The organism is Streptomyces sp. NPDC002467 (genome assembly GCF_042889825.1).
In the GTDB taxonomy this organism is placed as follows: Bacteria; Actinomycetota; Actinomycetes; order Streptomycetales; family Streptomycetaceae; genus Streptomyces.
The window spans coordinates 143,113-167,246 of the sequence record NZ_JBIARJ010000016.1 but is presented as its reverse complement, the minus strand read 5'-3'; the positions used below and the strand labels follow the sequence as shown (position 1 = coordinate 167,246).

Genomic DNA, 24,134 nt, shown 5'->3' with positions numbered 1-24,134 from the left:
GCCCTTCCCCCGGAGGTATCCGTGCTCCTGCCCCGCATCACCACCCTGCGCAGGGCCCTCGCCGCCGCGGCGGCGCTCGTCACCCTCGCCGCCGTCCCCGCGGCCGCCGCCCAGGACCCCAACGGCGCCGGTGAGGCCGCGTCCTGCGCGCGGGTCCAGTGGCTGAGGGTGCCGGGAGCCGAACGTCAGGAGAAGGCCTGCCTCGCCGAGCTCACCACGGCCGGGACCGTCGCCTCCGGCCACACCGACCCGGCCGACTGGGCCGGGCTGACCCCCGCCGGGCTCTCCGTACCGAGCGGTGTCCCCGGCATCCAGATCGACGGATACTTCCCGGACACCTCGACGACCAACACCAACCACAACTGGCAGCACGACGCCCAGTTCGTGATCCGTCTGCCCGACCGGTGGAACGGCGGCCTGGTCGTCGCCGGTTCGCCGGGCGTCCGGGAGCAGTACGCCAACGACCGCGCCATCGGGGACTGGGTGCTGGCGCGCGGCTACGCGTTCGCCTCGACCGACAAGGGCAACGCCGGCGCCGCCTTCCACCGCGACGGCCGTACGCCGGGTGACGCGATCGCCGAATGGAACGCCAGGGTCACCCAACTCACCCGCGCCGCCCGGGCCGTCGTCACCCAACGCTATCTGCGGCCCCCCGCGCGGACGCTGGCCACCGGCATGTCCAACGGCGGGTATCTGGTGCGCTGGCAGTTGGAGAACCATCCCGAGCTCTACGACGGCGGTGTCGACTGGGAGGGCACCCTGTGGCGCGAGGAGGGCCCGAACCTGCTCACCTTCCTGCCGCCCGCCCTGGCCGCGTACCCCGTCTACGCGGCCGGCGGCGAGGGCGCCGAGCAGGCCCACCGGCGGATGACCGCGGCGGGCTTCCCCGCCGGCTCGGAGTTCCTGTGGCCCTTCCACCACCAGTACTACTGGGACCTGACGCAGCGGATCTACCGTGAGGAACTCGACCCGGACTTCGACGGCCCGCTGGAGGCCGGAAGGCCCTTCTGCGCCCCTGGAACCCCGGTCTGCGACGCCGACTACGACTACGCCTCGCGGCCCGACGCGGTACGGGAAGCGGTGTCGAGGATCGCGCTCACCGGCCGTATCGGCAAACCCCTCGTCACGGTGCACGGAACCCTCGACGTGCTCCTGCCCATCAGCCGGGACTCCGACGTCTACGCCCGCATGGTGGCCGACGCGGGCCGAGGCCGGCTCTTCCGCTACTACCGGGTCGACGGGGGCACCCACGTCGACTCGTTGTTCGACGCCTTCCCCGACCGGCTCCGACCCCTCCTCCCGTGCCACCGTGCAGCGTTCACGGCCCTGGAGGACTGGATCGGTCGCGGCGTGCAGCCGCCGCCGGGGCGCACCATCCCCCGCCCCGCCTCGGCCGGCCCCGAAGAACTGCTGACGAGCTGTCCGCTCGCCCCGTGAGACCCACTGGTGGGCTCCACCACCGCGCCGGTCGCGACTGTGGAGGGCAGACACATGGGAGCTGCGCCCACCCGTCGCGCATGATTCCGGGCATGACAAGCGGAATCACACCCCCGTCCGACGCGGCCGCGGGCGTCGACCTCAAGGGCCGTACCGCCATGGTGACGGGCGCCGGCAGCGGGATCGGCCGGGCCTGCGCCCGGGCGCTCGCCGCCGCCGGCGCGCTCGTCCACGTGGTCGACCTCGACGCCGGGGCGGCGGAATCGGTCGCCGATTCCATCGGGGGACACGCCCACGTCGTCGACCTCGCCGACGGCCGGCTCCTCGCGGGGCTCCCCACCGACGTCGACATCCTGGTCAACAACGCGGGACTCCAACACGTGGCACCCCTGGACGAGTTCCCCGTGGAGCGGTTCGAACTGCTCCAACGGGTCATGGTCCAGGCCCCGTTCCTCCTGATCCGCCGGACCCTGCCGCACATGTACGCACGCGGCTGGGGCCGCATCGTCAACGTCTCCAGCGTGCACGGCCTGCGCGCCAGCGCGTTCAAGGCCGGATACGTGACCGCCAAGCACGCGATCGAGGGGCTGAGCAAGGTCGCGGCCCTCGAAGGTGCCCCGCACGGGGTCACCAGCAACTGCGTCAATCCCGGATACGTCCGGACCCCCCTGGTGGAGCGGCAGATCACCGCCCAGGCCGAAGCCCACGGCATCGCCCCGGAACAGGTGGTCGGGGAGGTGATGCTCAGCCGTTCCTCGATCAAGCGGTTGATCGAACCGGAGGAGGTCGCCGACGTCGCCGTATGGCTCTGCGGCCCGCACACCGGTTACATCACCGGGGTGTCCATCCCCGTCGACGGGGGATGGAGCGCCGCCTGAGCATCCGTCAACGGCCGTTCGCGTCACCGCCCTCGCGGCGCCGGCGACGGCGTGCGCCGAGCGCCCCCGCCAGGCCGATCAAGCCGCCCGTGATGGCGCCGGACACCAGGATGCGCAGGAAGTTCTCCATCGGGCAGTTCCCCTCCGAGTCGGTTTCTCCGGGGACACTAGCGACGTGTGGGACGGCCTGGCTTGGACAAATCTGCCCTCGCCCTCACAGGGCGAGGGCGCCCTCCGCGAGGCGGGCGGCGGCCAGTCGTCCGGGGGTGGTGCCGGCCAGGGCGCGGAACTCCCGGTTGAGATGGGCCTGGTCGTAGAAGCCGCAGGCGGCGGTCACCTCGGTGGGGTTCGCGCCGCCGCGGGCGAGCAGCCCGACCGCCCGGTGGAAGCGCAGCACCCGCGCGGACGTCTTCGGCGTCAGACCCACCTGTTCGGTGAAACGACGCACCAAGTGCCCCTGGCTCCAGCCCACTTCGGCCGCGATCCGACCGACCGGGACCGCCCCGCCGGCATCGGACAACAGCTGCCAGGCGTGGCCGACCTCGGGCGCGGGCAGCGGACCCCGGGCGAGCCGGGCCGACAGGGCGGTGTCGAGCAGGTCGAACCGGGCCGACCAGTCGCTCGTGGCCGCCAACCGTTCCACCAGCAGCGCGGATTCGGGGCCGAGGACGTCGCCCAGCTCGACCACCCTGTTCGTCAGCTCGCCCATCGGCACGGCGAACAGCCGGTAGGCCCCCAGAGGGGTCAGTTCGATCCGGATGGCCTCCTGCCCGCCGGGATGGTCGCAGACCCGGAAGCCGTCCTCCAGCCCCGCGACCAGCGAGCCGGTCACCCGGCCGGACGGGCCCGCGTCCCCCGGCCGACTGATCCGGGTGAACGGCTCACCCAGGCTGATCACCACGACGGCGCGGCCCGTGGGCACGAGGCGCACCCGGTAGGGCGAGGCCGCCGCCTCCCAGTAGCCCGCGTAGCCGTGCAGCACCGGGCGCAGCCGGGGAGGCCAGGGGCGGGTGACCCGCCACCTGTTTCCCACGCGGGTCACTTCGAGGCCCCGACCGGCCACGCCCGTCCCCGCGGCCACCGGCATGTCCCTCTCCCTCCCTCCCGCACCCGGCCCCCGCGGCACGTCCCGTTCCTCAGCGCCAGGAGGGGTGGCCTTCGCCGGAGTTGAGGGTGGTGAGCATGCGCTCGCCGCTCCCGTCCGCGCGTACGGCCCAGATCACCGGCTTCTCGTACGGGCCCCGGACGAAGGCCACCCAGCTGCCGTCCAGGGACCAGGTGGGGTCCATCTCGTGGGCGCCGGTGGCCGCCAGCGCGCGGTCGCCGGTGCCGTCAGCGTTCACGAGGCGGATGTCGCCCTGCGTCCCGTTGCCGTAGGTTCCGGCGGTGTACGCGAACGTCTTGCCGTCCGGCGACCACACCGCGTCGAGCGCCGGATGGGGCAGCCGGGTCACCTGCTCCGGGGCGCGGTCCGGGGCGGCGGGGTCGACGAGGTGGATCTGCCAGTTCTCGGGTTCCGTCTGCAGGGAGACCGCGATGTGCTTGCCGTCCGGGGACCAGGCGGGGTCCTCGACCTGGCCCGTGCCGAAGGTGAGCTGCCGGGCCGTGCCGTCGGCCACGTCGACCGCGTACAGCTGCTGTACGCCGTCCTTCTTGCGCAGCACGGCGAGCCGGCTGCCGTCGGGCGACCAGGACGCCCTGCCGCCGGCGATCGTGGCGATCCGCCGGGCGTTCGACCCGTCGGCGTTGGCGGTCCAGACGGACGCACCCTCTGAGGTGGTGCGGGTGAACGCGAACGACTTGCGGTCGGGGGACCACTGGGGCAGTACGTCGCACGTGCTTCCCGTGACGAGCTGTACGGGTGCGTCCGTGGCGGGGGCGCGGCGGGAGATGACGCCGTGACAGGTGGCGGGCCAGCCCGCAGCGGTGTCCTGCCGGATGAGCAGGGCGTCGGTCGGGAGCGGGGCGGGGCCGGAGGTGGTGGGTGCGATGCCTCCGGACTTGCCGCCGTCACCGGCGGAACCGGGTCCGTCCCAGGGCTGCCACACGAACAGGCCGGCGGCCGCGAGGGAGACCACGAGCGCCGCCGCCACCAGCGCGAGGCGCCGTCGGGACCGGTTCGCGTCGTCCGGATCCGGGGTCTTGGCGGGCGCGGGGGAGAGCGGTGCCGTGGGGCCCGTCTCGGTGAGCGGCTGCTCCGTACGGGTCTTGGCGACAACGGCGGGGTCCGGTGCCGTGAGCTCCCGGGGCGCGGGGTCGGCGGCCGGGATGTTCAGGGGCGGCGTGCTCGCGTCCGCGGCGCCCGGCGCGGCCGAGGCGCCCGGGGCCGGTGTCCGCCGGATCCGGGGGTCCACGACCGGAGTGTCCGGGGCAGGGGTGTCCGGAGCCGGGGTCTTCCGGAGGTCCGGAACCAGGGCGTCGGGTGCGGTGGCCTGGGCGGTGGGCTTCAGAGCGGGTTCCGCGGACGGCTGTGCGGCCGGTTCATGCGGCGGGAGCAGCTGAGAGACGGCGTCCGGCAGCCAGCCGTCACCGGCCGGGTGGCGGACGGTCAGGCTGCCCAGGAAGTCGGTGGGCGTGGGCCGGTCGTCCGGGTCCTTGGACAGGCAGGCGCCGATGAGTCCGCGGAGTTCGCCGGGGACGGCGCTCAGGTCCGGCTCCTCGTGGACGACCATGTAGTGCCGGGCCGCGGACGGGCCGTTGCCGAAGGGGGAGCCGCCCGCCGCCTGGGTGAGCACCACCCCGAGCGCGAACATGTCGACGGCGGGGGTCACGGTGCCGCCGGTGAGCTGCTCGGGGGCCAGGAACCCCGGAGTGCCGATCTGCAGGCCCGTCTGCGTCAGGGCGGTTCCGTCCAGCGCCCGGGCGATGCCGAAGTCGATCACGCGCGGTCCGTCCTCCGCGACGATGATGTTCGCCGGCTTGAGGTCGCGGTGGATGACTCCCACCCGGTGGATCGCCTCCAGCGCCTCGGCCAGGCCGGCCGCCAGGACGGTGAGCGTGTCCAGCGGCAGCGATCCCACGCTCGCGAGCACCGCCTGGAGGGTGGGGCCGGGTACGAAGGCGGTCACCAGCCAGGCCGGATCGCCGTCCGGGTCGGCGTCGACGACCGGTGCGGTGTGGAAGCCGCCGACCCGCCGCGACGCCGCCACCTCGTCGGCGAACCGCCGCTTGAAGCCCGGCTCGTTGCACAGCTCCGGGCGTACGACCTTGACGGCGACCGCGCGGCCGGACTGGGACCGGCCCATGTAGACCACGCCCATGCCTCCCTGTCCGAGCCGTCCCAGCAGCCGGTAGCGGCCCTCGCCGACCGAGGTGGGATCGCCCGCTTCGAGCGGCTTCATGGGTTCCCCGTTTCACACGTTGTGCAATGAACAGCCTCTCCCTACCCGTCGCGCCGCATGACAGTCAAGCGGGGTCCACACCGTGACGTGGGCGATTGGTCCGGTTCGTTCCTGAGCCGATCCTGCGGGCTTCCTTAAGAGACCTTGAAGAAGGCCTCCTGGCGGCTCTTTTGGCTGGTCACAGCCCTAGGCTCGGTCGGACCCGTCCACCCCCTTCCCCCTGAGGTGCCACAGGCATGAGTCGCAGCCGAACTCCCGGAACATCGTCCCGCGCCGGGGCGCGACGGAAGAAGAAGGTGCGCACGCGCGTCGTGCTCTCCCTCACCGCGGCGGCCGCGGCGGTCGCGGTCGGGGTCGCGGTGGCCGATTCCGACGGCGGCGGGCGCGCGGACCGGCACGCCGACGCCGCCGGGAAGACGAACTCCGGATCGGCGGGCTCTGCCGACGGGGGCGCGACGGCGACCCCCTCCGCTCCGCTCCCCGACGGTTCGGCGTCCGCGACCGCCGCGACGCCGTCCGGGACTCCCGGCGCCGACGCCACGGGTTCCGCCACCCCCACGAAGTCCGAGGCGCAGCAGAGCCGCCCGGCGAGCTCGGCCCCGGCCGGCAAGCCCGCGCGACCGCCGGCCACGACCGGGGGCGGCGGCTCCGGGGGTTCGGGCGGTTCGGGTGGTTCCGGTGGTTCGGGCGGCTCCTCGGGGGCGTCCGATTCCGAGTCGGCCGTCCTCGCCCTCGTCAACAAGGAGCGGGCCGCGGCGGGGTGCGGACCCCTCAGTACGAACGCCAAGCTGAGCGCCGCGGCTCGGGCGTACAGCGACACCATGGCCCGCAGCGGTGTCATGTCCCACACCGGTCCCGACGGCTCCACGATGACCTCCCGCGTGGAGGACGCCGGATACGGCTGGTCCCGGTTGGGCGAGAACATAGCCCGCGGCCAGTCGGACGCCGACGCCGTGATGGACGCGTGGATGAACAGCCCCGGCCACAGGGCCAACATCCTCAACTGTGGCTTCAAGGAGATCGGCATAGGCGTCCACAAGGGCGACGGCGGTCCCTGGTGGACGCAGGACTTCGGCGCGCCGAAGTAGGCGCTGAGCAGGCGCCGAAGCAACAGTCCCCGCACCGGCCCCGCCTCCCCGTGGCCGGGCGGCGCCCGTCCCCCCGACCCGCACGCGGGTCGGGGGGACGTCGGCGTTCCCGTGCCCGGTCCGGGCCCGGCCGCGCCCGGACCGGGGGAGGAGGTGACGGGCTGCCCGGCGCGTCGGCCACTATGGGGCCGTGCCAAGAATTCCGCGCTACCTGCTCATATGGCTGTCCTGCACGGCCGCCAGCGTGACCGCCGTGCTCGGCACGGTCCGGTTCGTGGTCGGCTCGACCCGGCATTCGCCCCCGGTCGCGCAGTCCGCCCCCATGGTCTTCGATTCCCCGCCGGCGTGGCAGGCGGGCCGGGGCCAGTCTCCGGGCCCGCAGTCCCCGAGCGCGTCCGCCTCCGGTTCGCCCACCGAGACCGCGCGGCCCTCCTCCCCGGCTCCGGCGCCGACCCCCGTGAAGGCCTCGACCGGAACGCCCCGTACGACGGCGCCGAAGCCCCCCGTCGACTGCGACGGCGGCCCCGGGCTGCACACCGTGCCCGCCGAGGGCGGCAAGGCCACGGTGCGGTACGGGAGCCGAGGCGTGTGCCTGATCTCCGCGATCCCCGGCCCCGGATTCAAGGTCACGACGTCCCAGAGCGCGAACGACACCCTGACGGTCACCTTCACCGGCTCGGACCACCGCTCGGTCATCACGGCGACGATCGAGCCGATGGCGAAGGCCAGTGTCCGTGAGACGTCGTTCTGAACCCTCCGGGCCCGTTTCGGCGGTTTCACCCCTCCGTATGCGCTCATCTCCCGGGTCCCGGCGAAGCGGAAGCTGAGCTCTTCCTTAGGGGAATCTCAAGATCGCGCCCACACGGTTCCGGCGGCCCGGAGCGGTCCTATGCTCGCGTCAGCCGAGTGGCCCTCGGCGCCCGGGCGTGACGCCCCGGCGATGTGACGGGCCGCCGGTTTCACCGATCCGGGAGGCGCTCGGGCCTTCCCGCGATCCGAACCGTGCCTTGGGGTGTCTTCGCCATGAGTTCTCGCATACTCCGACCCGCTCTCGTCACCGCGGCCGTGCTCGCCGTCGGGCTGACCACGGCGTGCGGGCCGTCCACCCAGTCCGCGGGCGCCACCGCGCCGGCCGCGGCGGGCCAGTCGTCGGACGCCCTCGCCGCCGACGCCTCCGCCTCCGCCTCCGCCTCCGCCTCGGCCTCCCCGAGCACCTCGGCCTCCGCGTCGGCGTCGGCCAGTGCCGCGGCCGGCTCCTCGCCGAGCCCCTCCCGGGCCCAGACGCAGGCCGCCGCGCCCAAGCCCTCCCGTACCTCCGCCGCGCCCGCCCCGGCGAAGGTCCCCGGTCCCGGCTACGACAGTTCGGCCGACGCGCAGCAGCTCATCAACGCGGCCCTGAGCTCGGCCAAGGCCGACGGTCGGAACGTGCTGCTCGACTTCGGCGCCAATTGGTGCGGCAACTGCAAGGCGGCCGACAAGGTGTTCGGCCAGTCGCAGACCGCGGCGCTCCTCGGGGCCTCGTACCACCTGGTCAAGATCGACATCGGCGGCAACAGCTCCGCCAACTCCGCGCTCCTGCGCAAGTACAGCCCGTCGGGCGGCACGTACACGATGCCCGTCCTGGTCGTCGTCAGCCCGTCCGGGACGGTGAAGGTCGACACCCACGTCACCGGCAACCCCAGCCCCACCTCGGAGGGGCTCAACTCCTTCCTGCGCAAGTGGGCGTCATGAGAAGACCGGTTCTGCGGCCCGCCGCCCTGGCGGTCGGCGGGCTGGTGGTGGCAGCCGCCGGCTGCCTCTTCGCGGCCACCGGGAGCGGCGCCCACTCCGGCACGGCGGACGCGGGTCGTGCGGACGGCGGCGCGCTCCGCGCCGCCGCCGCGGCCGGGGTCGTCGACCCCGGCGCCCGACCGGCCGCCCCCGCCCTGGCGGGCCAGGACCTGGACGGAGAGCCCGTCAGCCTCGACGGGTTCCGCGGGCAGGTCGTCGTGCTCAACGTCTGGGGGTCCTGGTGCGGGCCCTGCCGGGCGGAGGCCGACGACCTGGCCCGGCTCGGCGAGTCGACCCGGGCCCAGGGGGTCCGGTTCCTCGGGATCAACACCCGCGACCGGGACCGCGCCGCCGCGCAGTCCTTCGTACGCGCCCACGGCATCGGATTCCCCAGCCTCCACGATCCCGACGGCGAGCTCCTGCTCCGCTTCCCGCCCGCGCTCCTGAACCCGCAGACCATCCCCTCGACCCTCGTGATCGACCGCCGCGGACGCATCGCCGTCAGCATCGGGGGAGCGGTCACCGACGAGGAACTGGGGCCGCTGGTCGCGCGCGTGGCGCAGGAGGCGTCATGACGGCCCTCACGGGCGTGGCCCTCGCCGCCGCGGACGCCCCGACCCTCCTGAACGGGACCCTGGCCGTCGCCGCCCCCGTGGCGTTCTTCGCGGGGCTCGTCTCCTTCCTCTCACCGTGCGTACTGCCGCTCGTGCCGGGCTACCTCAGCTACGTCACGAGCCTGTCGGTCTCCGACCTGGCGGACGCCCGGGGCGGGCAGCGCAGCCGCATGGCGGCCGGCGCGCTGCTGTTCGTCGCCGGCTTCACGGCCGTCCTCGTCTCCGGGGGCGCCCTGTTCGGGTACTTCGGCCGGGCCCTGCTCGCCCACCAGGCCGTGGTCACCCAGGTGCTCGGCATCTTCACCGTGCTGATGGGGCTGTCCTTCATGGGGCTCCTGCCCGGCTTCACCCAGCGGGAGTTCCGCAGCCACCGGCGGCCCGTGCTCGGACTGGCGGGCGCACCCCTCCTGGGCGCGGTGTTCGCGGTCGGGTGGACGCCCTGCATCGGCCCGACGCTGGCCGCCGTCCAGGCACTGGCCTGGAGCGAGGCGAGCGCGGCACGCGGCGCCCTGCTGATGGCGGCCTACTGCCTGGGGCTGGGCCTGCCCTTCGTGTTGGCCGCGCTGGCCTTCCGGCGGGCACTGGGCGCCTTCGGCCTGGTCAAACGCCACTACCAGTGGGTCCTGCGGCTCGGCGGCGGGATGCTCGTACTCGTCGGAGTGCTGCTGGCCACCGGAGTGTGGAACGACCTCGTCTACCGCCTGCAGTTGTGGAGCGCCGGCTTCACCGCGGCCTTCTGATTCCTCCCTTCCTGAAACGAACGCGCAGAGGCAGAGATCCACCGATGAGCATTTCCCAGTACGTCGGTCATTCCCGCAAGGCCCGCATCGCGGCCGCCCTGATCCCCCTGGCCGCCCTCGTGGCCTGCGGCGGGCAGCCCGCCAAGGCCGGCGCCGCCGCCGCGCCCACGACGCGCTTCACCGAGAACGGGGTCACCGTCACGCTCACGGTCTCCGACTGGCACGCCCCGCACGGCACCCTGACCGCGGTCTTCACCCCGGAGGGGAAGGGCTTCCACCTCTACAGCACCGACCTGCCGGCCGCCGGGATCGAGGGCGTGGGCCGACCGACCGCCGTGGACGTCAACGGAGTCCTGCGGGCGGACGGCAAGCTGACGGCCTCCGCGGACGTACGGACGATCAGCGTGCCCGGTGTCGAGGCCCCGGTCCCCGTCTACCCGGACGGACCCGTCACCACCACGCTGCCCATCCGCGCGGACGGCAACGGCGAGGCCACGGTCCTGCTCGGCTACGCGAGCTGCAGCTCGAAGGAGGGCTGCACCATCCCGGTATCCGACCGTCCCGTGCGCCTGAGCGTCGGCGACGGCGGCCCGACCTTCGGTGCCCGATAGGAACGACCGTTCACCTAAGGTGTGCGCATGCCGAGCGTCCTGGTCGTGGAAGACGACCCCAGCATCCGCCAGTCACTCATAGAGGTCCTGGCGGAACACGGGTATGCCGTGCGCAGCGTGGGCGACGGATTCGGAGCCCTGCGCGAGGTCACCCAGACGCCCGTCGACGCGGTCGTCCTCGACCTGGGGCTGCCCGATCTGGACGGAGGGGACGCACTGCGCATGATCCGGGGCATATCCTCCGTTCCCGTCATCGTGGCCACCGCCCGCGACGACGAGACGGAAATCATCCGGATCCTCAACGCGGGCGCCGACGACTACCTGGTCAAACCCTTCTCGGGGGGACAGCTCATCGCACGTCTCTCCGCCGTCCTGCGGCGCACCGGCCACGTCCCCTCCGGCCCTGCCGCGCCGCATGCGGGCCAGGGTTCCTGGCCCGCACCGGCGGCCGAACCGCTGCGCGCCACCGTCGTCGGGGAGTTGGCGGTCGACCCCGGGGCGCGCACCGCCCACCTCGCCGGCCGGGAGCTCCACCTCACCCGCCGCGAGTTCGACCTGCTGGCCTTCCTCTCCCACCACACCGGGCAGGTCGTCTCCAAACGGCGGCTGCTGACCGAGGTCTGGCGCGAGCCGTACGTGGACGACCAGACCGTCGACGTGCACCTTTCGTCCCTGCGGCGCAAGCTCGGCGAACGCGCGGCGGCCCCGCGCTACCTGCTGACCGTCCGCGGTGTCGGCATCAAGCTGGTGGAGCCGAGGTGAGACGTTCCCTGGCCGGAGTGGCGCTCGCCGTCACCTCCATGGTCGCCCTCTCCTTCCTCATACCGCTGGCGGCGCTGGTGATGTCGCTGGTCAAGGAGCAGAGCGTCACCGCGGCCGAGCAGCGGGCCGCCGCGCTGGCCCCCGTACTGACGCTGACGACGGACCCGGGCGCCCTGCGGGAGTCCGCCGCGAGCCTCGACGCGACCGAGCGGCTCGTCGTGCACCTGCCGGACGCCGCCGCCCTCGGCACCTCTCGGGCCCCCGCCGCCCTGCTCGAACGGGCCCAGCAGGGCCGCGAGTCCATCTCGCAGGCGATCCCCGGCGGGTGGATCTGCCTGCAGCCGGTGGTGCTGCCCGGCGACCGGGTCGCCGTCATCGAGAACTTCGTACCGGAGCAGGATCTGACCCGCGGGGTCAAGGCCTCGTGGGCGGTCATGCTCCTCCTCGCCGTGGGTCTGATCGGCGGTTCCGTGCTGGTCGCCGACCGGCTCGGCGCGAAGGTCGTCAGGTCCTCCAAGCGGCTCGCCCACGCCTCCCAGGCGCTGGGTCAGGGCCATCTGGACGCCCGAGTGGAGCCCATGGGCCCCAGGGAACTGCGGGACGCGGGCGTCGCCTTCAACGCGATGGCCCACCGGATGACCGAACTGCTCGCCGTCGAACGCGAACTGGTCGCCGACCTGTCCCACCGTCTGCGCACCCCCCTGACCGCCCTGCACCTGGCGTCGGAACGCATGGGCGCCTCACCGGAGTCGGCCAGGGTCGAGGCGGCCGTGTGCGAGCTGGAGACGGAACTCCAGGCCATCATCACCGCGGCGCGCACCCCGCTCGCCGTGGGCCCGATGGGCCAGGGCATGCTCGGCACGGAGCCGGGTACGGGCCACCCCGCCGCCGGCGCGGTACCGACCGGACCGCGCTGCGAGGCGGCCGACGTCGTCCGCCGCAGGACCGCCTTCTGGGCGGTCCTGGCCGAGCAGCAGGACCGGCCCTGCTCCCTCGACATCACCCAGGAGCCCACGCCCGTCGCCCTGTCCGACGACGACCTCGCCGCCGTGGTGGACGCGCTCATCGGCAACGTCTTCCGGCACACCCCGTCCGGGACCCCTTTCGGCGTCCGCGTCGTCCGTACCGCCCTGGCCGTGGAACTCGTCGTGGAGGACGCCGGTCCGGGCATCCCCGAACCGGACCGGGCCCTCTCCCGCGGGAGCAGCACGGGATCCTCGGGCCTCGGCCTCGACATCGCCCGCCGGGCGGCGGGCGTCACCGGCGGCTCGACGCAGATCACCCGCGGCCCCCTCGGGGGCGCGCACATCAGCGTGTCCTTCGAGCTCGCCTCCCCCGCTCCGTCCGGCCGCCGGCCGCGCACGTCCCGACGGCGTACGGGCCGGCCGCGGGGCCGGTCACGGGGTTAGGGCCTGCCTTTTGGGTCAGGCCCTGGCCGGACCGCCCGACAGGTCCACGCGCAGCCCGTCGGGTTCGACGCGTACGGACGTGGCCTTCAGCCCGAGCGGATACTCCTTCGGCGCTCCGGGCCCCGCACCGAGTGCGCCGTCGCCCGTCACCCCGAGACGGTCGGCGGGGACCGACCGGCCGAACAGGGTGAGCCCGTCGACGGCGAGGGTGACCCTGCCGTCCGCGAGTACGGGACGCAGCGTCAGCTGCCCGGCGCCGCCCGGGCCGACGGAGGCCAGGACGGTGCCCCGCGCCGGGTCGGTGGCGACCGCGCCCACCCGTACGGACGGTGCGGCGGCCCGGATCGCGGCCGCGATGGACTTTGTGGGAGCCGTCACCTGGGCACGGGAGGCGCCGACGGTGGGCTCGGAGCCGAGGCGCACGTCGTCGAGCCGCGCCCGGACCTTCAGGTGGTCGAGCCTTCCGGCGCGGGCGTCGTCGCTGCTGACGTCGAGCCGGGGGATGCGCCCCCGCAGCAGCTCCCACAGGACCCAGCCGCCGTCGGCGCCGACCGTCAGGTCGTCGCCGAGGGCGGGCGCCGCCTCGGAGATCCGGTCCCGGACCAGGGCGCGGGCGGTGAACTCGGCCGCTCCCGCGGCGAGGAGGGCCACCAGGACCACGGCGGCCGTCACGGTGCGGGCCCGCCGGTGGCGCAGCGCCGCCCGGATCCTCGTCGGGCGCCGCTTCACGGGCGGCCTCCCCGGGCGCGGGCCAGGACGGGGGCGGGTGCCGGCGGCGTCGGGGCGGCGGGCCCCTCCGGGTCCAGATGTGGGAGGAGACGGTCCAGCCACCCGGGGATCCACCAGTTGGCGCGTCCGAACAGGTACATGGACGCCGGTACCAGGAGCAGCCGGACCACCGTGGCGTCGATGACGACGCTGACGCCCAGGCCGAGCGCGAGCATCTTGACGGCGACGTTCGTGGAGAGCAGGAACGCCAGGAAGACGCTGGTCATGATCAGTGCCGCGCAGGTGATGACGCGCGCCGTGGCGGCGAGGCCGGTGGCGACGGCGAGGTGGTTGTCCCTCCGGTGCAGCCACGTCTCGCGGATCCGGGAGAGCAGGAACACCTCGTAGTCCATGGAGAGTCCGAAGACGATCGCGAACATCATCATCGGCACGTACGACTCGACGGGCACCTTCTCGGTGACGCCCAGCAGCGGACCGCCCCACCCCCATTGGAAGACCGCGACGACCACGCCGTACGCGGCGGCGATCGAGAACAGGTTGAGCACGGCGGCCTTGAGCGCGATGAGCGGGCTGCGGAAGACGGTGAGCAGCAGCAGGAACGCGGCGGCCACGACCACCCCGATGATCAGGGGCAGTTTGGCGGCGAGGGTGTCGGTGAAGGTCTGCCCGGCGGCAGCGGTGCCGGTGACGTAGCCGGTGGCACCGGTGCCCGCCAGGGTCCGCGGCAGGGTCTCGTCCTGCACGGTGTGGATCAGATCGCCCGTGGCCGCGTCCTGCGGGCCGGTGGCGGGGGTGACCGTGGTGATGAGCAGGACGTGGTCGGGGGAGGCGACCGGGGCCGTCACGGAGGCGACCCCGGGCCCGGCCTCCAGGTCGCCGCGCAGCGAGGCGGAGAGTTCCCGGCGCTTCGCCTCGTCGGCGACCTGCCGGCTGTCGAGTTGGGTGACCACGGTGAGCGGGCCGTTGGCGCCGGGGCCGAAGCCCTCGGTGATCAGGTCGTAGGCACGGCGGTCGGTACGGCTCGTGGACTGCGCCCCGGCGTCGACGTGCCCCAGCCGCATCGAGGCGAACGGCACCGCCAGGACGCCGAGCACCAGCATCCCGCAGGCGAGGAACAGCCAGGGGCGGCGGCTGACCAGGACGGCCCAGCGGTGCCACACGTCCGACTCGCCGGTCGGCTCGGTGACGGGGGTGCGCACGTGCCAGCGGTCGATCCGGTGCCCGAGCAGGCCCAGCAGCGCGGGAGTCAGCGTCACGGACGCCGCGGCGGCCACGACGACGCTGATCCCGGCCGCGACACCGAGGGAGCCGATGAAGCCCACGCCGGAGACGCAGAGCCCGGCGAGGGCCATGGCGACCGTGGCGGCGGCGACCAGTACGGCGCGCCCGCTGGTGGCGACCGTACGCCCGACCGCCTCGGCGGGGTCCGCTCCGGCGTGCAGGAGGGCCCGGTGGCGGGTGGCGAGGAACAGCGCGTAGTCGATGCCGACGCCCAGGCCCATCATCGAGGCCAGCGTCGGGGCCGCCTGCCCGAAGTCGAAGTGCCCGGCCAGCAGTCCGAGACCGGCCAGGCTGACGGCGAGGCCGAACACGGCCGTCACCAGCGGCAGCCCGGTGGCGGCGACGCTGCCGAAGCCGATCAGCAGCACGAGCACCGCGACGGCCAGGCCGATGGCCTCCGAGGTGCGGTCCGCGGACTTCGGCGTGGCCAACTGCCCGAGCGGCGCCCCGTACTCGACGGTGACGCCGTCGGCGCGCAGCGGCTCGACGGCCGAGTCCACCCCCGAGAGGTACGAGGAGCCGAAGGAGGCCGGATTGCCGTCGAAGCGGACGGTCAGCTGCGCGATGTCGCCCTTCGAGGACACCGCGCCGGGCGTGGCGAACGGGTCGGACACCGACAGGACGTCCGGCAGCCGGCCCAGGTCGCCGACGGCCGATTCGATCGCGGCCCGGTGCCCGGCGACGGACCCCTGGTCCGACCGGAGCACGATGGGGGCGGCGGTGCCCCCGGAACCGGTGGTGTGGGCCTGGAGCAGGTCGGCCCCGGTCTGGGTACGGGTCCCGGGCAGCGAGAAGCCGTCCGCGAAGGCGCCGCCCCACGCGCGGCTCGCCAGACCGAGGCCGACGAGGAGCAGCACCCACAGGGCGACGATCCGCCAGGCGTGCCGGGCGCACCAGTGCCCGCTGCGGTGGAGGAGGCCGGGCCGTACGGCCGATGGAGAGTTCATGGGCCCCACGGTGCGCGGCGCGGGTAAGGGGGACGTTGGCACATTGTTCGGGGAATGTACGGGCTCGCGGCCCGGCACGCGATCCCCTCACGCGTCCCCGGGCGCCGGCGGCAGGGCGACGGTGAAACAGGCCCCGCCCTCGGGGCCGTGCCCCTCGACGCCGAGGGTGCCGCCGAGGCGGCCGGTCAGGCGGCGGGCGATGACGAGCCCCAGGCCGCTGCCGACGGGCCGGCTGTCCCGGTAGCGCTCGTGCAGGGCCCCGGGGTCGAAGGCGACGCGCACGTCGTCCTCGGTGAGCCCGGGCCCGCCGTCGCGGACCTGTACCTCGGCCCCGCCGCCGGCCGCGGCGCGCACGGCGAGGACCAGGGGCGCGCCCTGCGGTGTGACCCGCAGGGCGTTCTGCACGAGGCCGTCGACCAGCTGGCGCACCCGGAAGGCGTCCGTGTCGACGACGACGGGCCCGTCGGGCCGCTCCAGGCGCAGCTCGACACCGCGGCGGGCGCACGGACCCTCCCAGAAGGCGGCGGCCTCGGCGAGGACCGCGCCGAGGTCGGCCGGGGCCACGTCGAGGCGGAACTCGTCCGCCTCCAGCCGGGCCAGGTCCAGCAGGTCCCCCAGGAAGCGGTCCAGGCGGCGGGTCTCGTCGGCGAGGATCCCGCCGACCTCGGACACCCGCTCCGGTTCGATCAGGCCGTCGGCGAGCGCCTCCGCGTACCCCTGCAACGCGGTCAGCGGGGTGCGCAGTTCGTGGGAGACGGACAGCAGGAACTCCCGCTGCCGGTTCTCGCTGCGCGCCAGCGCCCCGTCCAGGACGTTCAGGGCGCGCCCGATGTCCGCCGCCTCCCGGGGCCCGTCCACCGGTGCCGGCACGCCCCGCTCGCCGTCGGCGAGCCGGTGCGCGATCTGCGCGGCCGTCACCAGCGGGCGGGCGATGCGACGGGCCAGGAGCGCTCCGGCCAGCGCCGCGCCGAGCATGCCGGCGAGCAGCGGCGCCACCACGTTGCGGCGGATCTGGTTCGTGTTGTCGGTGACGACCGTGTACGGCTCGGTCAGCACCACCGCGCCGCCGCGCACCCCCGGCTGCCCCACCAGCAGGACGTCGCGGCCGCCCAGGATGCCAGTCGTGGAGACCGGTTTCCCGGCCAACAGCGCCGATTTCGACGTCCGGTCGACGGCCGGGGTGGCGGATCCGCTCACCGTGCCGTCCGGGGCGACCACCGCGAGCTGTACCTCGTTCGGCCCGCCGAGCACCTGGGCGCCGCGGAACAGCGCCTCGGACAGGGCCGGCAGCCGGCTCAGCACGGTCGCCTGACGCGTCAGCCGGTCCCGTTCGCGCTGCTCCGCACCGTGCGCCGCCGTCTGCCAGGCGATCAGCCCGGTCAGCGCCACCGCGAGCGCCGCCACCGCCGTGGTCAGCGCCACGATGTTGCGCGCCAGGGAGCCGCGACGCCGGCTGTCGGGGCGGCGGTCGTCGGGGCGGGGGCCGCCGGGGCCGTTCACGCGCCGGGAGCCGTCGCGCTGTACCCGACGCCCCGCACGGTACGGATCGGACTCGCGTCGCCGAGCTTGGAGCGCAGCTGCGAGACGAACACGTCGACCATCCGGGTGTCGCGGTAGCCCGGGTAGCCCCACACCTGGGCGAGCAGCTGTTCACGGGTGAAGACCTGCCCCACGTGCCGCAGCAGGTGTTCGAGCAGGTTGAACTCCGTGGCGGTGAGCTCGACCGGCTCGCCGTCGCACCGCACGGTACGGCTGACCGGGTCCAGGCTGAGCCGCCCCACCGGCTCGGGCGACCGGCCCGGCGGGCCCGCCGCCCGGCGCAGTACGGTCTTGACCCGGGCGACCAGCTCGCGCGGCGAGAACGGTTTCGTCAGGTAGTCGTCCGCGCCCAGTTCGAGGCCGAGGATCCGGTCGGCCTCCTCGCCGCGCGCGGTGACCAGCAGCACCGGCGTCCAGTCGCCCGCGTCGCGCAGCGCACGGCAGAAGGCGATGCCGTCCATGCCCGGCAGACCGATGTCCAGCACGATCGCCACCGGCCGCATCCGGCGCGCGGCCGCCAGCCCGGTGGCCCCGTCCGCCTCGACGTGGACACCGAAGCCCTCACGTGAGAGGTACAGCCGCTGCACGTCGGAGATGTGGCGCTCGTCCTCGACGATCAGCACGAGGCCCTTGGACTGCGTCATCACTGCCTCTCAGGTGCGGCACACCCTGCCGATGACCGATGCTAGCCGCACCGACCCGGCCACCCCGTGGGCGCGCCGCCGCCCGTACGTTCCCCGAACAAACGGCCCGCCGCCCCGGGTCACACCGCCGGGAAGACCGGGGGGATCCCGAGCGCCGGGGCGATCGTCCGCCAGATCGTCGACTGGGCCGTGTCGAGGTCGACCCGCGGGTCCTCCAGCATCACGCGGATGCCGAGGCCGTCGCACAGGGCCAACACCAGGGTGGCGAGCGCGGCGACGTCGCAGTCGGTGAACTCCCCGGAGGCGACGCCCCGTTCCACGACCCCGCCGACCCACGCGTGCAGCTGGTCGTACAGGTCGACGGCGAGGTGCCTGGCCGTCGCGTCGCGTTGGGAGCGCACCCACAGCTCCTGCCACAGCTTCCAGTCCTGGTGGAGCTCCGTGTCCGTGGGCAGCATGCTCCGTACGATCCGGGCCAGGACCACGGCGGCGGGGAGCGAGTCGTCCTCGCTGCCGGTGTCCGTGCCAGTCTTCGCGAAGGAGTGCGTCATCGCCTCGGCGAAGAGCTTCTCGCGGGTGTCGAAGTGGTAGTGCAACAGGGCCTTCGAGACGGCCGCGTGCTCGGCGACCTTGCGCATGCTGACGTGCTCGAAACCGATCTCGGCGATCACTTCGCACGCCGCCGTGAGGATCCGCTCACGTGTCTCCAGTGCGCGCTCGGCCTTGGTCACGTCGGCTGCTCCCCGTGTAGGCGCCCGTCGGCGGGTGAGTGGGTGGAAGGCGCCGGTACGGCGGTCCGGCCCGCCGCGCCCGAGCCACCCGTACCCCCATCCTTGCCCATGGCGTCCCCCGTGCTCCGGTAGACGTGGAAACCGCGGCCCGTCTTGCGGCCGAGCAGGCCCGCCTCCACCATCCGGGACAGCAACGGAGGCGGGGCGTACAGCGGCTCCGGGTGCTCCGCGTACATCGACCGCGCGATGGACCGCACGGTGTCCAGCCCGATGAGGTCGGCCAGCGCGAGCGGCCCCAGCGGATGGGCGCAGCCCAGGGCCATGCCCCGGTCAACGTCCTCGGCCGACGCCGCCCCCGCCTCGACCATCCGCACCGCGGCCAGCAGGTACGGCACCAGCAGGGCGTTGACGATGAACCCGGCCCGGTCGCGGGCGCGGACCACCTGCTTGCCCAGGACCCCGGCGGCGAAGGCCTCGGCCCGGCGCACGGTCCCCTCGGCGGTGAGCAGGGAGGGCACGAGCTCCACCAGGGGGAGCACCGGGACCGGGTTGAAGAAGTGCAGGCCGATCACCCGCTCCGGCCGCGAGGTGGCGGCCGCCAGTCGGACGACGGGGAGGGAGGAGGTGTTCGTCGCCAGTACGGCGTCGGGGCGTTCCACGACCGAGTCGAGCCGGGCGAGGACGTCCAGCTTGGCCCGCTCGTCCTCGGCCACCGCCTCGATCACCAGGTCCCGGTCCGCCATGCGCCCCAGGTCGGTGGTCACGGTGATCCGGGCGGCCGCGTCCGCCGCCTCGGCGGCGGTGAGTTTGCCGGCCGCCGAGGCGCGGGCCAGCGAGCGGGTGATCCGCTCCAGGCCCGCGTCCGCGGCCGCCCGGCCGGTCTCCGCGACCACGACGTCGAGTCCGGCGCGGGCGCAGACCTCGGCGATGCCGGACCCCATCAGTCCGCATCCCACGACCCCGACCCGGTCCGTCCCGGGGAGTTCCTCGGCCGCCCGACCGGCGGCGGCGGTCACCCGTCCGCCGCCGGTGGACAGTACGTCGTCGGTCACCGGGCGCCCGCGCCCTCGTCGGCCGGCATCCGCAGAACGCCCGTGCCCCGCTTGACGAGTTCACCCGCGATGATCAGGCGCTGGATCTCGGAGGTGCCCTCCCAGATCCGGTCGACGCGCAGTTCGCGGTAGAGGCGTTCGACCGGGTACGAGCGGTCGTAGCCGCGGCCGCCGAAGATCTGCAGGCACCGGTCGACGACCCGGCCCGACGCCTCGCTCGCCGCCAACTTCGCGATGGCCGCCTTGGCGTGCAGGGTCTTGCGGTCGACGAGGCCCTCGTCGACCTCCCAGGCGACCTGGTGGGTATAGGCGCGGTTGACGGCGATGTCGACGGCGCAGTCGGCGAGCATGCCCTGGATGAGCTGGAAGTCGGCGATGGGGGAGCCGAACTGGCGCCGCTCCACCGCCCAGTCGCGGGCCAGCTCCAGGGCCCGCTCGGCGGCCCCGATCGTGCGCGCGGCGATCATCAGGCGCTCCTCGGTGAACCAGGAGCGGGTGATGTCGTAGCCGTCGCCGACCTCGCCGAGCACGGCGTCCTGCGGCACGTGCACGTCGGTGAAGGTGAACTCGGGGTGCTCGTAGACGAAGGTGTGCATCCAACGAGGCACCCGGGTCATCTCCACGCCCGGGGTGTCCTTGTCGACGAGGAACAGGGTCGGTGCCCCCTCCTCCCCGGCCGCGGCGAGCACGATCATGAAGTCGGCGTGGTCCCCGACCGTGACGAACCACTTCTCGCCATTGAGCACCCAGCCGTCGGCGGTGCGCGTCGCCGTGGTCCGGATGCTCTGCGGGTCCGAGCCGGCCTCGGGCTCGCTCACCGCGTAGCAGTCGCGGCGCCGGCCCCGGATCACCGGCACCAGGTAGCGCTCGCGCTGCTCGGGGGTGCAGTGCGACAGGGCGTTGGCGGGCCGCCACACCATGTCCCAGAGCGCGCCGGTGAGCCGGCCGAGCTCCGCCTGCACGACGACCTGCTCCAGGATGGTCAGGCCGGCGCCGCCCCATTCGGGGGGCATGTTGACGGCCTGAAGGCCGCTGTCGAGGACCGCGTCGCGGATCTCGGTGTGGGCCCGCGGGGGCAGGCCGTTGTTCTCCTCGCAGTCGACCTCGTACTTCATGATGAACTCGGTGAGTTCGCGGGCCGCGCCCTGGAGCTCCTGCTGGCGTGCGGTGAGTCGGAAGTCCATGGGGTCCTCTGGGTCCTTTCGGCGGTTCACGGGACGTGTTGCGCGTGTGGCAGGTGTGGCGGGTGTGGTCGTTCGGGCGGGGCGGTGTCAGCGCGGGAGGGACAGGACCCGGGTGCCGCGCTTGACGAGCTCGTTGGCGATGATCAGGCGCTGGATCTCGGAGGTGCCCTCCCAGATCCGGTCGACGCGCAGCTCGCGGTACATGCGTTCGACGGGGTAGGTGCGGTCGTAGCCGCGGCCGCCGAAGATCTGCAGGCACCGGTCGACGACCCGCCCCGCGGCCTCGCTCGCCGCGAGCTTCGCCGTCGACGCCTTGGCGTGCAGGGTCTTGGGGTCGGTGCCGGGCTGATCGGCCTCCCAGGCGACCTGGTGGGTGTAGGCGCGATTGACGGCGATGTCGACGGCGCAGTCGGCGAGCATGCCCTGGATCAGCTGGAAGTCGGCGATGGGGGAGCCGAACTGGCGCCGCTCCACCGCCCACTCCCGGGCCAGCTCCAGGGCCCGCTCGGCGGCCCCGACGGTCCGGGCGGCGATCATCAGCCGCTCGTCCGTGAACCACTCCTTGGTCAGCTCGTAGCCGTTGCCGACCCCGCCCAGAACGTCCTCGTCGGGAACGAAGACGTCGGTGAAGGTGAACTCGGGGTGCCCGTTCACCGCGGAGTGCATGAACCGGGGCACCCGCGTCATCTCGACGCCGGGCGCCTGCTTGTCGACGAAGAAGAGCGTCGCCGCCCGCTCGGGACCCGCGTCGGCCTGCACCAGCAGGAAGTCCGCGATGTCACCGCAGGTCACGAACCACTTCTCGCCGTTCAGCAGCCAGCCGCCGTCGGTCCGGGTGGCGGTGCTCGTGCCCGAGCCGGGGTCGGAGCCCGCACCCGGCTCGGTCACCGCGAACGCGTCGAACCGCTCGCCGCGGATGACGGGCAGCAGGTACTTCTCCCGCTGCGCCTCCGTGCCGTACGCCAGGACGTTCGCGGGCCGCCAGGGGATGTCCCACAGGCAGTTGGTGACCTTGCCGAACTCCTCCTCGACGATGACCTGGTCGAGGAGGGAGAGCCCGGCGCCGCCCCATTCGGCGGGCATGTTGATCGCGTAGACGCCGGCGTCGATCGCGGCGCGGGTCAGCTCGCGGACCGTCTCGGCGGGCAGCGGGCCGCCCGCCTCCTCGGACCGGTCCTCGTAGGTCATCAGCAGCTGCGTGTAGGCGGCGGCGCGGGTCTTGAGCTCGGTCTGCTCGGGCGTGTAGCGGAAGTCCATGGTCCTCTTGCTCTCCTTCGTGAAGGGGGATCTCAGGGGGCGGTGGGCCTCAGCCCAGGACGGCCCGGGCGTCCAGGGCCAGTGCGCCGTCCGGGCGCACCAGCAGCGGGTTCACCTCCAGTTCGGCGATCTCCGGATGGGCGGCGGCGACCTCGGTGATCCGCTCGATCACGGCGGCCGCGGCGGCCACGTCCACCGCGGGCCGGCCGCGTACGCCGTCCAGCAGCGCGCCGGTCCGCAGGCTCCGGAGCAGCTGCTCGGCCCGCGCGGCCGGTACCGGTGCCAGGGCGAACGCCACGTCGCGCAGGGTCTCCGTGAGCACGCCGCCCAGTCCGACCATGGCCACCGGCCCGAACCGGGGGTCCCGGTTGACCCCGACGATCAGCTCGACGCCGTCGGAGAGGTCGGCCATCGCCTCCACCGAGTGGGCGGCGGCGCCGAGCCGGGCGTGCATCTCCCGGTAGGCGGCCAGCAGCGCGTCCCGGTCGGGCAGGCTCAGGGCCACCCCGCCCGCGTCGGACTTGTGCAACAGGTGCAGCGCCTTGAGCACGTACGGGCCCTCGAAGTCTTCGGCCGCCGCCAGTAGTTCGGTCTCGTCGATGACCTCGCGGGCCGCCGGGAACGGCACGCCCGCGGCGGCCAGCAGCGCCCGCACCCCGTGGTAGCCGGGGTCCGCCGGCTCCACCGCCGGGGCGGGCAGCGGGACGATCCCGGGCACGGGCGCGGTCGCCCGCCCGGTGATCGCCGCCAGCGCACGGGCGGCGTCCTCGGTGGCGGAGAACACCGGGACCCCGGCCTCGGCCAGCACCCGGCAGCTCGGCGACTGCGGGTACATCGACTGCACGACGAGGGGTTTCGCCGCCGTCGCCAGGTGCCGGGCGATCTCCTTCGCGGCCCTGGTCTCGCCGTCGGCGAGTACGGAGCCACCGGCCGGGCCGCCGCCCAGACCGCCCTCGGAGGCGGCGTACCCGCCGAAGTAGCCGGTCATCAGCACCGCGTCGACCTCGTCGGCGGCGAGGAGTTCCCCGACGGTGTCCGCGTAGGAGAGGGGCCGCTGCTCGCCCATCCCGGCCAGGTCCACGGGATTGGCGACGGAGGACTGCTCCCACAGCACGGCCCGCAGCCGGTCCTGCGTCGCCCCGCCGAGTTCCGGTACGTCGAGCCCGGCGTCCTCGGCCGCGTCCGCGGCGACCGCGCCGTGGCCGCCGCCATCGGTGAACACCGCGGTGCGCCGGCCGGCCGTGCGGGTCCCCGAGCTCAGCGCCGCCAGGACGACGGTCATCTCCCGCGGGGTGCGGACGAGTTCGACCCCGGCGTCGCGGCAGGCGGCCGCGACCACGTCCGCCGAGGTCGTGAGCGCCCCGGTGTGGGACTGGGCGCTGCGCGCGGAGGCCGTGCCGCGCCCGGCGGTGAGCAGGACCACCGGCTTGCCCGCCGCGGCGGCGGCCCGGGCGAAGGCCCGGCCGTCGCCGAAGTCCTCGGCGTACACGGCGATCGCTGAGGTGGCTTCGTGCCGGGCGCAGTCCTCGACGAGGTCGACGAGGGTGACGTCGGCCTGGTTGCCCAGCGAGACGAACCGGGAGAAGCCGAGGCCGTGCGGGGCGCCGCGGAGCTGGAGTTCGAGGGCGAGGTTGCCGCTCTGGCTCAGCAGGGCGAGCCCGCCGGGCGCGAACCGGTCCGAGGCGAGGTAGAGCTCTGTCGTGTTGTCGGCGATGCCCAGGCAGTTGGGTCCGACGAGGACGGCCCCGGCCTCCCGGACGCGGGCGACGACCGCGCGCTGCCGGGCCAGTCCCGCAGGACCGGCCTCCGCGAATCCCGCGGTGATGGCGACGATGGCCTTCGCCCCGCAGGCCAGGGCGTCCTCGACGGCGGCCTCGAAGCCGCTGCCGGGGACGGAGACCACCACCAGGTCGACCTGCTCGCCGATCGCGGCGAGAGAGGGCGCCGCAGCCTGGCCGAGGACGGTGCCGCCGCGCCGGTTCACCAGGTGCACCGGGCGGCGCCCGTCGGCGCGCAACGCCTGGGAGGCGACGGCGTGTCCGTACTTCGCGGGGTCGTCGCTTGCGCCGACGACGGCGACGGAGCGGGGGTCGAAGAGCGCGGTCAGATCGCGTCTCATG

General features: G+C 74.0%; 22 protein-coding genes. 10 read left to right on the top strand and 12 right to left on the bottom strand.

Translation table 11 applies throughout. The features are described from left to right. Positions 1–21: 21 nt before the first annotated feature. The gene (locus tag ACFYYJ_RS29565) at positions 22–1,437 is read left to right on the top strand and encodes a 3-hydroxybutyrate oligomer hydrolase family protein (protein WP_389136983.1); all 1,416 of its coding nucleotides are present in this window, start codon (positions 22–24) and stop codon (positions 1,435–1,437) included. A 92-nt stretch (positions 1,438–1,529) separates the two neighbouring features. After that, the gene (locus tag ACFYYJ_RS29560) at positions 1,530–2,315 is read left to right on the top strand and encodes a 3-hydroxybutyrate dehydrogenase (protein WP_385364900.1); all 786 of its coding nucleotides are present in this window, start codon (positions 1,530–1,532) and stop codon (positions 2,313–2,315) included. 7 nt (positions 2,316–2,322) lie between these two features. Here the strand turns inward: ACFYYJ_RS29560 and ACFYYJ_RS29555 are convergent, their stop codons facing one another. The 3 genes from ACFYYJ_RS29555 to ACFYYJ_RS29545 all read right to left on the bottom strand — a co-directional run bounded on the left by ACFYYJ_RS29555 (position 2,323) and on the right by ACFYYJ_RS29545 (position 5,656). Further along, the gene (locus ACFYYJ_RS29555; protein WP_385122855.1) at positions 2,323–2,445 is read right to left on the bottom strand and encodes a hypothetical protein; all 123 of its coding nucleotides are present in this window, start codon (positions 2,443–2,445) and stop codon (positions 2,323–2,325) included. A gap of 84 nt (positions 2,446–2,529) precedes the next feature. Next, on the bottom strand, positions 2,530–3,402 hold the full coding sequence (locus tag ACFYYJ_RS29550) for a helix-turn-helix domain-containing protein (RefSeq protein ID WP_389136979.1): 873 nt from the start codon (positions 3,400–3,402) through the stop codon (positions 2,530–2,532). Positions 3,403–3,451: 49 nt separating this feature from the next. Further along, complete coding sequence (locus ACFYYJ_RS29545; protein WP_389136977.1) at positions 3,452–5,656, bottom strand: protein kinase; 2,205 nt, start codon at positions 5,654–5,656, stop codon at positions 3,452–3,454. A gap of 236 nt (positions 5,657–5,892) precedes the next feature. Between ACFYYJ_RS29545 and ACFYYJ_RS29540 the strand changes: the two genes are divergently transcribed. From ACFYYJ_RS29540 to ACFYYJ_RS29505, 8 genes are all read left to right on the top strand, one after another. Continuing rightward, positions 5,893–6,744, top strand: a complete 852-nt coding sequence (locus tag ACFYYJ_RS29540) for a CAP domain-containing protein (protein ID WP_389136974.1) — start codon at positions 5,893–5,895, stop codon at positions 6,742–6,744. 190 nt (positions 6,745–6,934) lie between these two features. Then, positions 6,935–7,495, top strand: coding sequence for a hypothetical protein (locus ACFYYJ_RS29535; protein ID WP_385122862.1), 561 nt, complete (start codon positions 6,935–6,937; stop codon positions 7,493–7,495). A 272-nt stretch (positions 7,496–7,767) separates the two neighbouring features. After that, positions 7,768–8,475: a thioredoxin family protein gene (locus tag ACFYYJ_RS29530; protein WP_385122863.1), complete on the top strand. Its 708-nt coding sequence runs from the start codon at positions 7,768–7,770 to the stop codon at positions 8,473–8,475. Continuing rightward, positions 8,472–9,089: a TlpA disulfide reductase family protein gene (locus ACFYYJ_RS29525; RefSeq protein WP_389136970.1), complete on the top strand. Its 618-nt coding sequence runs from the start codon at positions 8,472–8,474 to the stop codon at positions 9,087–9,089. Before ACFYYJ_RS29530 ends, ACFYYJ_RS29525 begins: the two co-directional genes overlap by 4 nt. Then, positions 9,086–9,868, top strand: a complete 783-nt coding sequence (locus tag ACFYYJ_RS29520) for a cytochrome c biogenesis CcdA family protein (protein ID WP_389136967.1) — start codon at positions 9,086–9,088, stop codon at positions 9,866–9,868. Before ACFYYJ_RS29525 ends, ACFYYJ_RS29520 begins: the two co-directional genes overlap by 4 nt. A gap of 44 nt (positions 9,869–9,912) precedes the next feature. Next, positions 9,913–10,479 carry a hypothetical protein gene (locus ACFYYJ_RS29515; RefSeq protein WP_389136965.1) on the top strand — a complete coding sequence of 189 codons (567 nt, stop codon included), beginning with the start codon at positions 9,913–9,915 and terminating at the stop codon, positions 10,477–10,479. A gap of 27 nt (positions 10,480–10,506) precedes the next feature. Then, complete coding sequence (locus ACFYYJ_RS29510) at positions 10,507–11,241, top strand: response regulator transcription factor (RefSeq protein ID WP_385122875.1); 735 nt, start codon at positions 10,507–10,509, stop codon at positions 11,239–11,241. Then, entirely contained in the window at positions 11,238–12,650 is a 1,413-nt protein-coding gene (locus tag ACFYYJ_RS29505; protein ID WP_389136962.1) for an ATP-binding protein, read from the top strand. The genes ACFYYJ_RS29510 and ACFYYJ_RS29505 overlap by 4 nt, the downstream gene beginning before the upstream one ends. A 15-nt stretch (positions 12,651–12,665) precedes the next feature. On the opposite strand, the gene ACFYYJ_RS29500 is transcribed toward ACFYYJ_RS29505, so the two are convergent. The 9 genes from ACFYYJ_RS29500 to ACFYYJ_RS29460 form a co-directional block, all read right to left on the bottom strand. Then, positions 12,666–13,379, bottom strand: a complete 714-nt coding sequence (locus tag ACFYYJ_RS29500) for an LmeA family phospholipid-binding protein (protein ID WP_389136959.1) — start codon at positions 13,377–13,379, stop codon at positions 12,666–12,668. Further along, positions 13,376–15,607, bottom strand: coding sequence for an MMPL family transporter (locus ACFYYJ_RS29495; RefSeq protein WP_389136956.1), 2,232 nt, complete (start codon positions 15,605–15,607; stop codon positions 13,376–13,378). The genes ACFYYJ_RS29500 and ACFYYJ_RS29495 overlap by 4 nt, the downstream gene beginning before the upstream one ends. 87 nt (positions 15,608–15,694) lie before the next feature. Further along, positions 15,695–17,107: a histidine kinase dimerization/phospho-acceptor domain-containing protein gene (locus ACFYYJ_RS29490; RefSeq protein ID WP_389136953.1), complete on the bottom strand. Its 1,413-nt coding sequence runs from the start codon at positions 17,105–17,107 to the stop codon at positions 15,695–15,697. Then, positions 17,104–17,790, bottom strand: a complete 687-nt coding sequence (locus ACFYYJ_RS29485) for a response regulator transcription factor (protein ID WP_385361373.1) — start codon at positions 17,788–17,790, stop codon at positions 17,104–17,106. The genes ACFYYJ_RS29490 and ACFYYJ_RS29485 overlap by 4 nt, the downstream gene beginning before the upstream one ends. A gap of 119 nt (positions 17,791–17,909) precedes the next feature. Further along, positions 17,910–18,521 carry a TetR/AcrR family transcriptional regulator gene (locus ACFYYJ_RS29480; protein ID WP_385361375.1) on the bottom strand — a complete coding sequence of 204 codons (612 nt, stop codon included), beginning with the start codon at positions 18,519–18,521 and terminating at the stop codon, positions 17,910–17,912. After that, on the bottom strand, positions 18,518–19,462 hold the full coding sequence (locus ACFYYJ_RS29475) for a 3-hydroxybutyryl-CoA dehydrogenase (protein ID WP_389137087.1): 945 nt from the start codon (positions 19,460–19,462) through the stop codon (positions 18,518–18,520). Before ACFYYJ_RS29475 ends, ACFYYJ_RS29480 begins: the two co-directional genes overlap by 4 nt. A gap of 107 nt (positions 19,463–19,569) precedes the next feature. After that, entirely contained in the window at positions 19,570–20,757 is a 1,188-nt protein-coding gene (locus ACFYYJ_RS29470) for an acyl-CoA dehydrogenase family protein (RefSeq protein ID WP_389136948.1), read from the bottom strand. 87 nt (positions 20,758–20,844) lie between these two features. Then, the gene (locus ACFYYJ_RS29465) at positions 20,845–22,014 is read right to left on the bottom strand and encodes an acyl-CoA dehydrogenase family protein (RefSeq protein WP_389136945.1); all 1,170 of its coding nucleotides are present in this window, start codon (positions 22,012–22,014) and stop codon (positions 20,845–20,847) included. Between the two features lie 49 nt (positions 22,015–22,063). Further along, the gene (locus tag ACFYYJ_RS29460; RefSeq protein ID WP_389136942.1) at positions 22,064–24,133 is read right to left on the bottom strand and encodes an acetate--CoA ligase family protein; all 2,070 of its coding nucleotides are present in this window, start codon (positions 24,131–24,133) and stop codon (positions 22,064–22,066) included. Position 24,134 lies beyond the last annotated feature (1 nt).

Bases quoted from the DNA above. Each gene is read 5' to 3' on its own strand.
- ACFYYJ_RS29560 (WP_385364900.1), top strand. From the start codon at position 1,530: ATGACAAGCGGAATCACACCCCCGTCCGACGCGGCCGCGGGCGTCGAC.
- ACFYYJ_RS29555 (WP_385122855.1), bottom strand. From the start codon at position 2,445: ATGGAGAACTTCCTGCGCATCCTGGTGTCCGGCGCCATCACGGGCGGC.
- ACFYYJ_RS29550 (WP_389136979.1), bottom strand. From the start codon at position 3,402: ATGCCGGTGGCCGCGGGGACGGGCGTGGCCGGTCGGGGCCTCGAAGTG.
- ACFYYJ_RS29545 (WP_389136977.1), bottom strand. From the start codon at position 5,656: ATGAAGCCGCTCGAAGCGGGCGATCCCACCTCGGTCGGCGAGGGCCGC.
- ACFYYJ_RS29540 (WP_389136974.1), top strand. From the start codon at position 5,893: ATGAGTCGCAGCCGAACTCCCGGAACATCGTCCCGCGCCGGGGCGCGA.
- ACFYYJ_RS29530 (WP_385122863.1), top strand. From the start codon at position 7,768: ATGAGTTCTCGCATACTCCGACCCGCTCTCGTCACCGCGGCCGTGCTC.
- ACFYYJ_RS29525 (WP_389136970.1), top strand. From the start codon at position 8,472: ATGAGAAGACCGGTTCTGCGGCCCGCCGCCCTGGCGGTCGGCGGGCTG.
- ACFYYJ_RS29520 (WP_389136967.1), top strand. From the start codon at position 9,086: ATGACGGCCCTCACGGGCGTGGCCCTCGCCGCCGCGGACGCCCCGACC.
- ACFYYJ_RS29515 (WP_389136965.1), top strand. From the start codon at position 9,913: ATGAGCATTTCCCAGTACGTCGGTCATTCCCGCAAGGCCCGCATCGCG.
- ACFYYJ_RS29510 (WP_385122875.1), top strand. From the start codon at position 10,507: ATGCCGAGCGTCCTGGTCGTGGAAGACGACCCCAGCATCCGCCAGTCA.
- ACFYYJ_RS29495 (WP_389136956.1), bottom strand. From the start codon at position 15,607: ATGAACTCTCCATCGGCCGTACGGCCCGGCCTCCTCCACCGCAGCGGG.
- ACFYYJ_RS29485 (WP_385361373.1), bottom strand. From the start codon at position 17,790: ATGACGCAGTCCAAGGGCCTCGTGCTGATCGTCGAGGACGAGCGCCAC.
- ACFYYJ_RS29475 (WP_389137087.1), bottom strand. From the start codon at position 19,462: ATGGGGTCCGGCATCGCCGAGGTCTGCGCCCGCGCCGGACTCGACGTC.
- ACFYYJ_RS29470 (WP_389136948.1), bottom strand. From the start codon at position 20,757: ATGGACTTCCGACTCACCGCACGCCAGCAGGAGCTCCAGGGCGCGGCC.
- ACFYYJ_RS29465 (WP_389136945.1), bottom strand. From the start codon at position 22,014: ATGGACTTCCGCTACACGCCCGAGCAGACCGAGCTCAAGACCCGCGCC.
- ACFYYJ_RS29460 (WP_389136942.1), bottom strand. From the start codon at position 24,133: ATGAGACGCGATCTGACCGCGCTCTTCGACCCCCGCTCCGTCGCCGTC.